This window comes from Salinivibrio sp. MA440, assembly GCF_001996265.1.
GTDB lineage: Bacteria > Pseudomonadota > Gammaproteobacteria > Enterobacterales > Vibrionaceae > Salinivibrio > Salinivibrio costicola.
Genome location: NZ_MUFI01000006.1, coordinates 17,005 through 31,810 on the forward strand (window position 1 = coordinate 17,005; position 14,806 = coordinate 31,810).

At 48.1% G+C, this 14,806-nt stretch carries 10 protein-coding genes and 1 pseudogene; 8 read left to right on the top strand and 3 right to left on the bottom strand.

What is annotated here, in order from left to right; all coding sequences use genetic code 11:
• Window position 1 precedes the first annotated feature (1 nt).
• Window positions 2-2,452 (bottom strand): glycogen/starch/alpha-glucan phosphorylase, encoded by a 2,451-nt coding sequence (locus BZG80_RS02810; RefSeq protein ID WP_077661109.1) that lies wholly within the window; start codon window positions 2,450-2,452, stop codon window positions 2-4.
• Between the two features lie 508 nt (window positions 2,453-2,960).
• Here BZG80_RS02810 and malT point away from each other — a divergent pair.
• From malT to BZG80_RS02845, 7 genes and pseudogenes are all read left to right on the top strand, one after another.
• Entirely contained in the window at window positions 2,961-5,669 is a 2,709-nt protein-coding gene (malT, locus tag BZG80_RS02815; protein ID WP_077678702.1) for an HTH-type transcriptional regulator MalT, read from the top strand.
• Between the two features lie 447 nt (window positions 5,670-6,116).
• A pseudogene (locus tag BZG80_RS16195) lies at window positions 6,117-7,803 on the top strand (PAS domain S-box protein); the annotation flags it as partial.
• A gap of 162 nt (window positions 7,804-7,965) precedes the next feature.
• Entirely contained in the window at window positions 7,966-8,895 is a 930-nt protein-coding gene (locus BZG80_RS02825) for a DUF368 domain-containing protein (protein WP_077661112.1), read from the top strand.
• Between the two features lie 3 nt (window positions 8,896-8,898).
• Window positions 8,899-9,393, top strand: coding sequence for a hypothetical protein (locus BZG80_RS02830; protein ID WP_077461356.1), 495 nt, complete (start codon window positions 8,899-8,901; stop codon window positions 9,391-9,393).
• Window positions 9,393-9,980, top strand: a complete 588-nt coding sequence (locus BZG80_RS02835; RefSeq protein ID WP_077678704.1) for an SCO family protein — start codon at window positions 9,393-9,395, stop codon at window positions 9,978-9,980. Before BZG80_RS02830 ends, BZG80_RS02835 begins: the two co-directional genes overlap by 1 nt.
• 2 nt (window positions 9,981-9,982) lie before the next feature.
• Complete coding sequence (locus BZG80_RS02840; RefSeq protein ID WP_077461358.1) at window positions 9,983-10,444, top strand: copper chaperone PCu(A)C; 462 nt, start codon at window positions 9,983-9,985, stop codon at window positions 10,442-10,444.
• 206 nt (window positions 10,445-10,650) lie between these two features.
• The gene (locus BZG80_RS02845; RefSeq protein WP_021023886.1) at window positions 10,651-10,896 is read left to right on the top strand and encodes an Lpp/OprI family alanine-zipper lipoprotein; all 246 of its coding nucleotides are present in this window, start codon (window positions 10,651-10,653) and stop codon (window positions 10,894-10,896) included.
• Window positions 10,897-10,983: 87 nt separating this feature from the next.
• Here BZG80_RS02845 and BZG80_RS02850 read toward each other — a convergent pair whose 3' ends face one another.
• Window positions 10,984-12,054, bottom strand: a complete 1,071-nt coding sequence (locus tag BZG80_RS02850; protein WP_077678735.1) for a L,D-transpeptidase family protein — start codon at window positions 12,052-12,054, stop codon at window positions 10,984-10,986.
• 362 nt (window positions 12,055-12,416) lie between these two features.
• On the opposite strand from BZG80_RS02850, the gene BZG80_RS02855 reads away from it, so the two are divergent.
• Entirely contained in the window at window positions 12,417-13,067 is a 651-nt protein-coding gene (locus tag BZG80_RS02855; protein ID WP_077461359.1) for a hypothetical protein, read from the top strand.
• Here the strand turns inward: BZG80_RS02855 and BZG80_RS02860 are convergent.
• Window positions 13,064-14,761 carry an SgrR family transcriptional regulator gene (locus BZG80_RS02860; RefSeq protein WP_077678705.1) on the bottom strand — a complete coding sequence of 566 codons (1,698 nt, stop codon included), beginning with the start codon at window positions 14,759-14,761 and terminating at the stop codon, window positions 13,064-13,066. The two genes, BZG80_RS02855 and BZG80_RS02860, sit on opposite strands and share 4 nt — an antisense overlap.
• Window positions 14,762-14,806 lie beyond the last annotated feature (45 nt).

Consider the following 14,806-nt stretch of genomic DNA (forward strand, 5'->3'; position numbering starts at 1 on the left):
ATTAGCGTTTGATCGCTTTTAGCTGCCAAATATTATTAACATAATCACGGATGGAACGGTCAGAGCTAAACTTACCAACCAGCGCGGTGTTAAGAATGGCTTTGCGTGCCCACTGCGACATGTCTCGATAATCACGATCAATGTCATTGTGTGCGCGGACATAATCAGCAAAGTCAGCCAAACATAAGTACGGGTCACCACTTGTCATCACGCTGTCAAAGACAGGGCGCAGCAAACCAGGCTGCCCTGGCGTGAAGGTTTCATCCAATAGGCTATCTAAAGCGGCTTTTAGAAGCGGTTGATTTTGGTACGCTGTTTCGGGTTGATAGCCTTTTTGGCGTAATTCGGTGACCCCATCAACATCTAAGCCGAAGATATAGATATTATCGTCACCCACTTCTTCACGGATCTCGACGTTAGCGCCATCCATGGTACCAATGGTCAAGGCACCGTTAAGGGCCATTTTCATATTACCCGTGCCCGACGCTTCTTTACCGGCCATTGAGATTTGCTCTGACACATCGGCGGCTGGAATGATAATTTCTGCCATGCTTACGCGGTAGTCTGGAATAAACACCACTTTAAGCTTATCGCCAACGCGTGGATCGTTATTGATCGTTTCGGCCACCTTGTTGATAGCGAAAATGATCGATTTTGCCAGTTCATAACCTGGGGCTGCTTTAGCGGCAAAAAAGACAACACGCGGCGCCATGTTAAAGTTTGGCTCGTTGAGCAAGCGCTGATAGAGCGAAATCACATGCAATAGATTTAAGTGCTGACGCTTATATTCGTGTAGACGCTTGATCTGAACATCGAAAATCGCATCGGTGTTAAGCGTGATATCGAGGTTGGATTTTACCCAGTCAGCAAGGCGCTGTTTATTGCGCTTCTTGACCGCCATGAAGGTTTTCTGAAAATCAGCGTCGTCAGCATATTGTGCAACCTGCTCGAGTTGCTCAAGCTGTGCTGGCCACTGCTCGCCAATTTTTTCACTGATCAAGTTTGATAAATCAGGATTACAGAATTTCAACCAACGACGCGGTGTAATGCCGTTTGTCACATTTTGAATGCGACCTGGATAAAGCGCATCAAACTCAGGGAATAAATCACGTTTAACCAACTGTGAGTGCAAGGCCGCGACACCGTTGACAGCATAAGAGCCAATCACACACAGATTCGCCATGCGCACCATGCGTTCACCTTGATCATCGATCACGGATAACACTTGCTGTTTGCGCACATCACCAGGCCACTTTTGCTCCACGTCTTGTAAGAAACGATGGTTGATCTCGAAAATGATCTCCATATGGCGAGGAAGAAGCTCTGCCATGAGCGATTCACTCCACGTTTCAAGCGCTTCAGGTAATAACGTATGATTCGTGTAAGCGAAGGTACGGCTAGCAATGGCCCACGCTTCATCCCAACCTAAGCGATAATCATCTAGCAACACACGCATCAGTTCCGGAATGGCGATCGTTGGGTGAGTATCGTTAAGCTGAATGGTTTCATACTCCGGCAACGCCGCCAACGCATGTCCTGCTTCCAAGTGACGGCGAAGGATGTCACCCACTGAGGCGGCGCTATGGAAGTACTGCTGCATTAAACGCAGCGTCTTGCCCGCATCATGATTATCGTTGGGGTAAAGGACTTTAGTCAGGTTACCCGCATCAATATCAGCTTGCTGCGCATGGGTGTACTCGCCCGCATTAAAAGCATCAAGCGCGAACGGTGTCAGTGCTCGACCTTCCCACAAACGCAATGGATAAACGGTGTTACTTTGGTAACCGACAATGGGTAAGTCCCAAGGCATTGCCTGGATTTTCAAGCTAGGCACCCATTGACGATAGGTATGCCCCGCTTCCTCAACAACCTCAACATGGCCATAAAAACCAATGGTTTGAGTCAGGTCCGGACGGACGACTTCCCAAGGGTAGCCTTCTGGCTCACGCCATGCATCAGGCGCTTCTTGCTGCGCCCCTTGATCGAAAGATTGGCGGAAAAGGCCATATTCGTAGTGTAAGCCATAGCCAACTGCTGGATATTGCTGTGCCGCGAGTGAATCCATAAAGCAAGCGGCGAGACGCCCAAGCCCACCGTTGCCGAGTGACGGGTCACGCTCTTGCTCTAATAAGTCGGTAAGACCCAGACCGAGTTCACCAACGGCCTCAGCAATCACATCGTATAAACCCATGCTAATCAGGTTGTTGCCCGTCAAGCGGCCAATGAGAAATTCAAGAGATAAATAGTTAACGCTTTTTGCCTGTTTGATCGCTTGATCGTTTTCAGTCGCCACCAAGTCGCCTGTTGTGTGCTCAGCCAATGCACGCCCTAAGGCAAGGTACCAATCGCGTTGTTGAGCGGTTTCAGGTGCGTGACCTAGCTGGGTCAAGTGTTGGACCATGCTGATTTTAAACGCACTTTTATCAAAGGCATGTTGCTGTTTTGGGGTCATGTCATAACTCTCAATAATGGAATGAAACCTTGATGGCTATTCATCCTGCCCAACTCGAGAGTAACAAACATCCTCCCACTCACAGTGACGGAAAGGAGGAGATAGCAGGGCGTAGAGAGCTGTGTCACACACCAACAGTGAGCCGCCTCTCATCAATCCTAGCATCCACATACAAGCCAGTGATCAACATCACGTTATGGGACAAAAAGCATTCGAAAAGCAGCATGAAAAGTAAGAAATCACTTTTGTTATTTTTGTGCTCCAGCGCAAATTCTATATTTTCCAGGACACATAAATGTACAAAGCTATTTTAAAGGATAGCGAAAACAAAAAACTATTGTGATATAAATCACAAATATAGGGCGTAGATGCACCATTCTAGAGCAATCAACACAAGAGTGGAGAGAGATCATAGTTTGCTATCTAGGAGTCGCATAGACTCCAAGGAGGATAAAGCAGTGTCGCGCTGAGGGGCCGGCACCGTATTTGAGGTTAAGGACAGTGTGTTATGTGGATCCCATCAAAACTTACTCGACCAGGTCGGCTTTATAACGCCATATTGCGCCCTCGGGTGCTCGATATGCTACAACAAGCGCCTCACTATAAATTAGTGATGTTCCGCTCCCCCGCCGGCTATGGCAAAACAACCATGGCCGCACAATGGCTGGCTGATCAGTCCCATGTTGGCTGGTTTAGTATTGATGACAGTGACAATGATAGCTTCCGCTTTATTAACTACTTGTTACAAGCCCTGCATCAAGCCACGCAAGAAGGCTGCGCAAACACCATTAAGCTTGCTGAGAAGCGCCAATTCTCATCGCTTCGTGCACTTTTATCCGATGTGTTTGCCGAGTTAGCGAATTTTCATGCCACCAGCTATCTGGTATTGGATGATTATCAGCTTATTGATAACGAAGAAATCCATGAAGCCATGCGTTTTTTCATCAAGCACATGCCGGATAACCTCACTTTGGTCGTCACTTCACGAGCCAACCCGCCATTGGGCACCGCGAACTTGCGTGTTCGTGACTTAATGATCGAAATCGGGAACGAATTACTCGCCTTTGATAACGAAGAGACCACCCGCTTTTTTAATCAACGCGTGGCCGATGGAGTCGATGAGTCAACCGCCAATGCCTTGTGTACCTACGTTGAAGGTTGGCCGTCAGCATTGCAACTGATTGCAATTCAAGCGCAGCACCAAAAGCGTACGCTCATGCAAAGCGCGGCCTCGTGTGCCAGCTTTAACCATGCCCACCTTTGGGACTATTTAGCGGAAGAAGTGTTTGATTTACTTGATACTGAAACCCGTCAGTTTTTGATGAAAGTGTCGGTATTAGAAATGTTCAACGATGAATTAGTCTATGCCTTAACGGAGCGCGACGACGCGTTGGGGATGCTGGAGTCTCTGAACCGCTACGGTTTATTTATTTATCCACTCGAAGGCGACAACAATTGGTTCCGTTTTCACCATTTATTTGCTGAATTTCTCGCCCATGAGCGCCAGGCTCGGATCCCACAGCAGCAACAAACACTGCATCGGCAAGCGGCCTTAGCTTGGCTCAAGCTTGAATCGCCACATCAAGCATTGCGCCACGCACGTTATGGCGAGGATGATGCCCTGTTGGCAGATATTCTGAATCAATATGGTTGGCGGATGTTTAACCGTGGGGAGCTATCGACCCTCGAAGCGGCTATCAGCAAGCTAAATAACGAGTACTTGTACCAGTATCCGAGTTTAAGCCTACTTCGAGCTTGGCTTGCACAAAGCCAGCATCGCTATCATGAAGTGGGTGAGCTATTAGCAAGTGCAGAAAAAGCCTATCAAGCTCGCGAAATACCGCTCGACATTGATTATCAAGGCAATGCCAATGCGCTACTTGCACAGGTGGCAATTAATGCTAACGACCCAGAGCGGGCCATGCGCCTGGCTGAAAAAGCACTTGAGCAACTAGATAGCGCCAATTACCGTGGCCGTATTGTCGCGACATCTGTCGTTGGCGAGGTGAACCATGTGCTCGGCGAGCTCGATCGTGCCTTATCGATGATGCAACAAACCGAAAAACTCGCTCGTCAGCACCAAGTGTATCACCAGGCACTTTGGGCAATTTTACAACAAAGTGAAATTCTCCTGGCACAAGGCTATGTGCAAGCGGCATTTGAGCTGCTCGACAGTGCCGATCAACTCATTGAAGATCAGCAATTACACCAAGTTCCTTTACATGAATTTGCTTTACGCCTTCGCGCACAAATTCTTTGGTGTTGGAACCGTTTAGACGAAGCCGAAGCCTGTGCCTACAAGGGGCTCCAAGTGCTAGAGAATCAGCCCCCGAGCAAACATCTACACAGTTATTCCATGCTCGCCCGCGTCGCTGTTAGCCGCGGTGAACTCGACAAAGCTGCCAAGCACATTGAGCATATTGAGCATCTATTACGTGAGTCGGTTTATCATGTCGATTGGACCGCTAACGCGTCTTTATCGTTGTTACTCTATTGGCAAGCCAAGCACGAACTTCCTCATATGGAGGAGTGGCTGCATCAAGCCGTTCGCCCCGCATCGGCCTGTAATCACTTTAGCCAGCTTCAATGGCGTAATATCGCCCGGGCGCACCTCCATCTAGGTCAGTATGATCAGGCTCGCCAAGCCATTGATTTTCTCCGTCGCGAGGCGAACCAAGCCAATCTCGTGACAGATAAGAACCGAAATCTTATCGTGGAAGCGGTGCTCGCCAGTAAAGAGCATGAAACGGAGTATGCGAAAACGCAGCTTCAAGAAGCGCTTATACTCACTAATCAGACGGGTATGATGGGTAACTTTTTAATTGAGGGTGACGCTATCTCATCGCTGTTGCATGCATTGATCGAACAACAAGCGCTTGGCGCGTTAGAACGTCATCGTGCACAACAGTTACTGAAAGAAATCGCCAGCCATCAACGCTCTCGCTCAACCCACTTTGATGAAGCCTTTGTCGAAAAACTGGTGAAGCATCCAAACGTTCCTGAGTTAGTACGAACCAGCTCATTGACCCAGCGGGAGTGGCAGGTACTTGGCTTGATTTATTCAGGATTCAGTAACGAGCAAATTGCTCATGAACTAGATGTCGCCGGGACAACCATTAAAACCCACATCCGTAACCTTTATCAAAAACTCAACATTGCCAATCGCAAAGAAGCGGTCGTCACCGCCGAAAACCTCTTGCAACTGATGGGCAATTAACCTCGCACCACTACGCCCTCAGAGATTTCTGGGGGCGTAGTTATTATTCCGCCTCAGCCTATACTTTGTGATAACTTATTGAATTATAGAAAAATTTTCTCATCGATGTACTGAGTTATAACGCGATCACAGTTGGTGCAATTCACTTCTCAGTAAGCTTGGCCTCCCTACAACACATTAAAGGTCAACCTGATGAATTATCCTTTCTAGCTCCCCGCTGCAGGCATTCCGGCAATGGTTGAAAATCGAACACTCATGCGCTCACTTTGGCCTTAAATACCCATCATTTTTTGTGTTGATATTAACCCTAAAGTTGATCGGTCTACTCAACATTCGAGTACCGGATGTGATACGGTAATTCTTACGAGTTGGAATACACATCACAAAATTGACACCACCAGCCACTCACAAGTACACGAGTGTTAATGATCAATAAAGGACAAGCCAATGTTTAAGGACTTAGTCGTTGATGGACGTTACAAAAAAACACTGGATCAGTCGATACACGCTATCGTGACCATCGACGAAAAAAATAACGTTATCTATTTCAACGATGCTGCTGAATCGCTGTGGGGTTATCAACGCAATGAAGTATTAGGTCACAACGTCAAAATGCTGGTTCCAGAAGAAATTCGGGGCAGTCATGACGGGTTCATTAATCATCACCGTACGACCCAAGAAAATCGCATCGTCGGAACATCTCGCGATGTACAGCTAGAAAGAAAAGATAGAACTCGTGTATGGGTGAACATCTCGTTAAATCATATTAAACATGCTGGAAAATCTACTTACACCGCATTTGTTCACGATATCTCTGCACAAAAACAAGCTCAAGAGATTGTTAATCAAACCCTCGAGCAAGCTCTAGATGCAGTCGTGACTATCGATGGCCGTAACTGCATCACCTTTGCTAATAAATCTGCTGAGCAAATGTGGGGATACTCTCGGGACGAAATGCTAGGCCATAACGTAAAAATGTTGGTACCTGAACAACACCGTCATGAGCATGATGAATTAGTCAATCGAAACCGAAGAACCGGTATCAACAAAATTGTGGGCTCCACCCGCGAAGTCCCTTTCGTACGTAAAAATGGTGAAAACCGTTGGGGAAGTTTCTCAATATCTAAAATAGAACTTGATGACGAGATTCAGTACACCGCGTTTGTCAAAGACGTCACAGAGGAAGTTGAGCGTCGGGAAGAATTCAAAATGCTATCGATGGTAGCAGATGAGACAGATAACTCAGTCATTATTACCGATGCTGACGGCTATACCCGTTATGTTAACCAAGGGTTTGAAAAACTCACAGGTTATACAATGTCGGAAATGCGCGGCAAAAAACCAGGCACTATGCTTCAAGGGCCAGGAACTAACACCGAAACAGTCGCGAAAATCTCACAAAAACTAAAAAATCGCGAACCCTTTTACGACGAGCTCCTTAATTATAACAAACACGGTGATGCCTATTGGATATCTGTCTCTATCAATCCAATTTTTGATGATAACGGACAGTTATCTAGCTTTATTTCTATTCAAGCTGATATCACCGAAGCGAAACAACGATCACTTGAGGCAGAACGTCGATTTGATGCGATCAGTGTCAGCAATGGCATTATGCAGTGGAGTCTTGACGGTACACCTGATTCGTTTAATTCGTACATGCTTGACCACTTACGCGCAGAAACATCGTCGAACTCAGAAATTCTAAGCAACAACCTCAAGAATAAGCTCGGAGAATCGACATTTAGCGATGTGCTCTCGGGTAAACAAATAAAAGAAGTACTGCCGTTTACAGCTGCAGACGGAAGCGAACGCCGTTTCGATACTGTCGTCGCCCCCATTTTTGACTCCGAAGGGAACCCTGTTTACCTCGTCTCCTACGGTATTGATGTGACCAATAGAGCCCAAGCTGTTGATGTAACGGAGAAGGAAATGACAAAAGTCGAAGCATCTAGCAGCGAAATACAACAAATTATTGGTGTAATAAACGGCATCGCCGAACAGACAAACTTACTTGCGCTCAACGCAGCTATTGAAGCAGCTCGGGCCGGTGAGTCGGGCCGAGGTTTTGCCGTGGTCGCCGATGAAGTACGACAATTGGCACAACGCTCTGGAGAGTCTGCAGCCGAAATTCGTCGCCTTGTCAATCAAACGAATGAACGCGTGAGGGCACTAGCTGATGCTCTTCAAAATTTAAATGGCGAAGACGACTAGTCGTCCTAGTATAAGCAGGCCTATCACTGACGATTCATCTCGGTATAATGCAGCCCTTAGCTTTTTATCGATGAATGGTATTATGATCAAGAATCTGGTCTCAACCTATCTGAAAGGGGTAGCAATGGGCGCCGCTGACGTCGTTCCTGGCGTATCTGGCGGCACCATCGCGTTTATTACTGGCATCTATACACTATTGCTGGAAAGTATTCGGCGTATTACCCCGAGCTTGTTCTCGCTCTGGCGGCGCAAAGGTTTTAAGGCCGTATGGCAACACATCAACGGCACCTTTTTGTGTGTGTTATTAGCCGGAATTTTAAGCAGTATCGCAGGTTTAGCGAAGGGCATTAGTTGGATGCTGGCCAACCATCCCATCCCTCTGTGGTCGTTTTTCTTTGGTCTTATCATTGCGTCAGCACTGCATATCGCCAAACAGCTCCCCGCCCCTAAAATCACGCTAAGAACGGTACTCGCCGCGCTTATCGGTATCGGCTTTGCGTATTGGATCACCGTCGCTAATCCGTTGCAATTGACAGCCAGCCCTCTCACCGTCTTTTTATCCGGCGCCATTGCCATATGCGCCATGATTCTACCGGGGATCTCGGGCAGCTTTATACTGTTACTGCTCGGCATGTATAGCCCGATTCTAGACGCGGTACATCAAGGCCAATGGGATATGCTCGGCTTACTCGCCTTGGGGGCCATCGTCGGCTTATTGAGTTTTTCTCATTTACTGTCCTGGTTATTAGAGCGTTTTTATGCAGTAACACTCGCCTTCCTTACCGGTTTAATGTTAGGCACATTGGGTAAAATTTGGCCTTGGAAACATACTCTTACCTGGCGGACTAACTCATCGGGTGAACAAGTCCCTTTGATGCAAGATAACCTTCTACCGGGCGCGTACGAGGCAATCGTGGGACATCCGGCACAAGTTGGCCTCGCGGTGATTGCCATGATTACGGGCTTTGTGCTGGTATTACTGTTGGAGCGCTTCTCGCCTAAACAGGACTAAACCATGAATGTTTCATCCTCACGCATGCCCGTGAGTCGCCGTCTATTGATCCCCGCCAGTATCATTATGCTGGTGGCGCTTGCGTTTTTTACGCCAACTTGGCTAACCACTTTTGTTGAAAGTGAAAACAGCCCGGCATCCGCATCAACACACTCATCCGTGCTAACAGATGCGTGCGTGCTCAATCAGCAGACTTGCCAGTATAAAGGCTACCAAGCGTCACTTGCTGAGCCGACGGTGCGCCCTATGAATGCAAATAGACTGACGGTCATCAGCCCCGAACCACTCGCGCGAGATACCTTACTGGTCAAGCTCAAAGGCGTGGAGATGAACATGGGTGAGTACCGGCTTGCGCTCAAAAAAACCGATGAGCAAACCTACCAAGGAGAATTAATGTTGCCCGTCTGCACAGAAGATAGCATGACATGGGTAGGCACGATTACGCTGGATAACGAAGCAAAAAACCACTTCCCCATTAAAGTACGCATGGAGCGATAATGAGTAAAAAAGCTTGGCTAGTCGCCATTATTGCCGTTTGTGTTGGCTTAGGCGCACGCGCCCTTTATGACAATTACCAACAAACACAACAACAAGCGCAAGCTGGCGCGTTGCAATCCGATGGCCAGCCTTTCAACCTATATAATGTTGACGATCCCCGACCAAGGATTGTTTATTTCGGCTACACCCATTGCCCTGATGTATGTCCAACATCACTTGCGGTTTTGTCGGCGGCATTAAAGTCGCTGCCAGAGTCGACGCAAAAGGCGGTATCGCCTGTATTTATCACGCTGGATCCAAAACGTGATACCAGCGAAAAAGCCGCCGAGTACGCGCATTTTTTCCATCCTCTAATCACAGGCGTCAGCGGCTCCAAGGCGCAAATTGATCAACTTGCGAAACGCTATGGTGTGTTGTATCGCATTACCGAGCTAGAAGACTCTGCCATGGACTACGCCGTTGACCATAGCTCTTTTTTCTACTTTCTCTCGCCTGATGGCGAGCTTTTGGAAAAAATCCCACACACCTTAAACCCCGACATGCTGGTCGCCGCCGTTCAACGGGTAACTGATAACGATAAGGAATAACAATGAAATTTCTCAAGCCTTTTATTGCCGCTATTGCTTTTATACTGGCTCCCCTAGCGCATGCGCATGGCGAATTTTTTCTTCATGATGCTTATGCGCGCGCGAGTGCTCCTGGTGCGCCCAACAGTGCGGCCTTTATGGTGTTGGATAACCAAAGTAAGGTGCTAAAACGAGTGGTGAGCGCCAGCACACCAGCCGCCAAACGGGTTGAACTGCATGAACACGCCATGGTGGATGGCATGATGGAAATGCGTCAAATCGCGCAAATTTTAGTGCCGAAGGGCGAGCAAGTTATTCTAAAGCCGGGGGGCTTGCATGTGATGCTCTTTGACTTGGTAAAACCTTTAGAGGTTGGGGAACATATTTCACTGACATTAACCACCGCTGATGGCCACACGCTAACCAAGCAAATTCCGGTAAAAACCGTCATGGCTGGCATGAAACATCACAGCGGTAGCGAATAAGAGGCAGTAACGGCCGCCGTAAGACTGTACAAAAACAGTCAAAAAAGGCGAAAGCGGTCATCTCGTGTTAACTGCGTCAAGGTATGATAGCTAAGTGAAGGGTTGGCAAGCAAAATCTCTTGTTAGCGTCTAAGGTTATGTGTGGTCACGTCTAAGCGTGATACTCCTAACGTTATGACGATTTTAAACAACAGTCGAGGTTATCTATGAAAATCCGTCCAATGGCTCTAGCTGCGGTCGTATCAAGTGTTTTATTGATGGGCTGTACCAATACCACCGCATTACAACAAAGCGTCAATGATTTATCGGCAAAGGTCGACGCGCTCTCCAATGACGTTTCAATGATGAAAAATGACGTTAGTGAGACGAAAAACACATCAGGCATGGCCTATGATGAAGCCAAACGTGCGAATAAGCGCATTGATAATATGGCGCAGTCATACACAAAATAAGCTTTTAACAACGCTTACTCATCGTTGAAATAAATAGACGCCAAATCGGTAAGCTATCTTAATAAACGGCGCACGATGCGCCGTTTGTTATTTTTTGACTCCAGGGCGATTGACTGACGGGACGAACGTATCTGCTTGAGACGTAAATTGTTGTTCTATTTGTCGCCACATTTTCTGTTGTGCTGGCGTGAGAGAAGCCACCTCAATCGGGAGCCCCTCTTGTACCACTAAAGCCGCTCGGTAACGCTGTGTTGACAGGCCAAAGTGCTTAAATAAAGATAAAATCCTTGGATCCGGTGCTCGGGTGATGCGTTTATCCGCCTCATCAAGCGTGTCAGAAAGCGGGCGATGCGCCTCAACCATTACACGTCCATCAGGCTCAAGACTCACTTTAGTCGGTGTATCAATAATACGCACAGGCGTACGAACATCCACTGCATCAAATAACCAAGCAATGTCATTCGGCCGCAAGCGAATACAGCCTGCACTGACCCGTAAGCCAACCCCAAACGATTTATTGGTCCCGTGGATTAAATACTCACCATGCCCATAACCCAAGCGTAACGCATGTTTACCCAGGGGGTTATCAGGGCCGGCGGGTACCACATCGGGCAAGCTGATTCCGCGCGTTTGTCGGTATTCATCTTTAATGCTCTGAGGCGGGGTCCATGTCGGATTTTTTCGCTTTTGACTAATGAAGGTATCCATTTTTGGCGTATCTCGCCCAATCCGTCCAATACCAATGGGAAAGATATGAACACGCCGACGGGTGTTTTTTTCTGTCGATGAAAGAGGCTCTCCGGTTTCGGTAACCGCGGCATCCTGCGCGGGAAAGTAATAAAGGCGAAGCTCAGCCAAGTTAATCACAATCCCTTCATGGGGCGGTTTCGGCAATAAGTACTGCTGAGGTAAACGTATCAAGGCGCCCGCTTCAGGTAAGTAGGGATCCACACCTGGGTTCAGCGCCAATAGCGCTAAAAAACCGACATTATACTGTTTGGCAATGGCTTCAAGGTGTTCGCCCTCTTCAACCTGATGTGTTTCAAGGGATCCGACTAACCGACTTCCGTCCGTGGGTAACAGGTAACTCGCAGCCTGTCCAGTGGGTATATAAAGTATCCACAGCAGCAACCCTACCCGTGTCGAGAGCCGAATCATTGGCCCACGCATCGATAGGCAGTGACTAAAAATAAACACGCGCCCCAGCTGCTCCTTGATATTCACGCTTGGTTTTCCTCTCAATACCGATGACACCCGTCTATCTATCAATAACTTCAAACCCCTGTTTTTCACCAACCTAACACCAAATAGGCTCGCAACAAAAAGCAAATTCTTGCCGGACCTAGGTGCTGCGATCCGGTCGTTAGCCGCTGGCGTAAAATGGTATACGATGAGAAAGTGCGCACAAAGTAGCGTTTCTCGCTGATTTTTTGGGTGATTTAAGTGATATACTGCATACTTTGAACAGGGCGATTTGGCCACAAACGCTGTGTCGATATTTTGGTAGGAGTAAAACGTTTTTGTTAGATGATCTGGTCTCGCTGGCACTGCGCCAGTTTCAGCAAGATTGTGTCAAACTGTGCGAACATCACTATCCGACAGTTCACAATCGAGGCATGCGCGATACGCATATGGGTAAAGCGTTAGCGCGTCGTTTGATGCGTGTGCTTGAAGCGCATGATAGACCGGCACAGTTTCATCTTCTCGACGACACTCGCCCTCATAGCCAGACCGTGTACAAACTCCAGTTAGATGACAGCGCGATTTATATCCTTGCGCACCGCTTACTCAGTGGCAATAATGCCTGTCGAGACGCGTTAGTTCGTGATGTAGCTTGGCTACTCAACAACGGTATCACTGACCCTTCTGAGCCTGGACGCGTGATCATTGTGAGCGATCACTGGATTGACCGGACGAACGCGAGTAAAGCCGTTCCCTCATGGTGGTTAGGCCACCAGCCCATTCATGCCGATGCCTATCGAGCGCAAGGTATTCGCCTCGTATCTGCAACCACTAGCCTCTCAGATGCCATTTCTCCCCTCGGATTAACCGAAGGACGCTATCGTATCTTTCATCCTCTATTTCGGATAAAAGACAGCCTACCACTGCACAAATACTTGCTCATGACAGCGACTTTTTCGCTTGGCCTCGAAGAGCACACGACGGTTTAACCGGGCTTGTGCCATATCGATTTAAAGTCAAACCATCCGACGGCATTAGACGCGACATCTTGTAAATCTGGCGTCGCCATGACTCCCATCCAAATATGGAATAACGGGATCATCTGGTGTTCAACCAGGCAACGCGCCAAGGTTTCAGCACAATTATCATCTTGTGTTTCACGCCAACGTCGTGTTTCCGTCTCTATCTTAGTAACAAGCGCATCCGTACAGGCATGTAACACCAAATCATGCGTACCAAGCCAGTTGAATAACCCAACCTGTCCGCGCTCACCGAAGCTCATCGCGCCCAACCAAATATCAATTTTGCGACTGTAACGACCACTAAAATATTCCGCCGGAGATAGCGCTAAAACATTCACCGTGATGCCCTCTTCAGACAAATGTTTGGTTATGGCTTGCGCAATCAACGGGTATAAGGGGTGGTCTGATAAATACGCGACTGTCAAAGAGGTCGGGCCCGGCGCGGTCAGCTCACGCTCCGCTTGCACATAATGCATCCAGCCTGGCATTAATCCATACGCGTTGAATAATCGATACTCCCCCATGCCGTGCGCGGCTAAGCGTGGTAGCAGTTGCAGCGATGACAACTTGGCGTGTAAGTATTCTCGCCACGCTGGCTGTTTGGCGAGCCCATCGCGACAATTAAGCAACAGATATCCGGCCCCCTGATCCATTTCGAGTTTTTGACTCAACGTCGTCTGATGACTTGCCAGTCGCTCGGGTGTGAGCGTGGTACTTGGTGTGAGATAACACATGGCTGCTTCGTCGAATACCATAATTTGGATCTCATCGGTCAGTGCGCGATAGCCAAAGTAATCGTCAAATGCTTCCAGCACCAAACGATGCGCTTGCCGTTCAGCCACGCGATACGGGCCTGTCCCCACAGGCTGATAGGCAAATTGCTTATCATGATCACAATCAGCAGGAAGAATTAAAGCTTCAGGGAGGGTGAGCGCATGATCGAAAAGAGGATCCGGGCAAGAGAGGTGAATATCAATCATTCTTGGCCCAGGTGATGTCACACTTGCCACATGGGCGAAAAAGCGCCGAGTCGCGAGGTTGGAAAGACTAGCAATGACATCATGCTCCGTCATCAAGCGCCCATCATGGAACCGGACACCCGGTCGTAAGTAAAAGCGCCATTGGCTTGCGGATATGGCATCCCAATGATGCGCTAAATCGGCAACGACAATGCGATCATTGCCCCGATAGCGCACTAGGCCGTTAAATATTTGTCCCACTAAGTGCTGTTCTGAGCGGCGCAGTGGTCCACGTGGATCAAGTTCTTCTAATTGACGGTAATAAGGCAAACGCACAATTTGACGGCCATTTTGCGTACTCGGCCCCATTTGCTTTTGAATCAAGGTGACCAGCTTGGTGGAATCGTGATCCAAGCAGGCTAAAGCCTGATCGATTTTACCTTGTGTAAGCCATTGCGCCGCCTGCTCTTCGCGCAATGCCGATTCACTGCGTAAAAAGGTTAAACGTGACAACTTGCCTCGCCCAACAGAGGGTTGCCATGTTAACCAACCATGCTCCTCTAACTTACTCAAGACCATCCGCGCATTGCGCCGCGTGCACACGAGGATATCGGCGATCGCTTGTAACGCTGTATCTGTATCTTCGCCGTTAAAGTGGTGATAAAGGCGGGTAAATTGTGCACGCAGTCGCTGACCAGACATAAAAGAGGAACTCAATCATCGCAATAAATGGGATTTCTATTTCCT

What these genes read in the sequence shown, in the direction of transcription:
- BZG80_RS02810 (WP_077661109.1), bottom strand. Translation starts at nt 2,452, where the DNA reads ATGACCCCAAAACAGCAACATGCCTTTGATAAAAGTGCGTTTAAAATC.
- malT (WP_077678702.1), top strand. Translation starts at nt 2,961, where the DNA reads ATGTGGATCCCATCAAAACTTACTCGACCAGGTCGGCTTTATAACGCC.
- BZG80_RS02825 (WP_077661112.1), top strand. Translation starts at nt 7,966, where the DNA reads ATGATCAAGAATCTGGTCTCAACCTATCTGAAAGGGGTAGCAATGGGC.
- BZG80_RS02830 (WP_077461356.1), top strand. Translation starts at nt 8,899, where the DNA reads ATGAATGTTTCATCCTCACGCATGCCCGTGAGTCGCCGTCTATTGATC.
- BZG80_RS02835 (WP_077678704.1), top strand. Translation starts at nt 9,393, where the DNA reads ATGAGTAAAAAAGCTTGGCTAGTCGCCATTATTGCCGTTTGTGTTGGC.
- BZG80_RS02840 (WP_077461358.1), top strand. Translation starts at nt 9,983, where the DNA reads ATGAAATTTCTCAAGCCTTTTATTGCCGCTATTGCTTTTATACTGGCT.
- BZG80_RS02845 (WP_021023886.1), top strand. Translation starts at nt 10,651, where the DNA reads ATGAAAATCCGTCCAATGGCTCTAGCTGCGGTCGTATCAAGTGTTTTA.
- BZG80_RS02850 (WP_077678735.1), bottom strand. Translation starts at nt 12,054, where the DNA reads ATGATTCGGCTCTCGACACGGGTAGGGTTGCTGCTGTGGATACTTTAT.
- BZG80_RS02860 (WP_077678705.1), bottom strand. Translation starts at nt 14,761, where the DNA reads ATGTCTGGTCAGCGACTGCGTGCACAATTTACCCGCCTTTATCACCAC.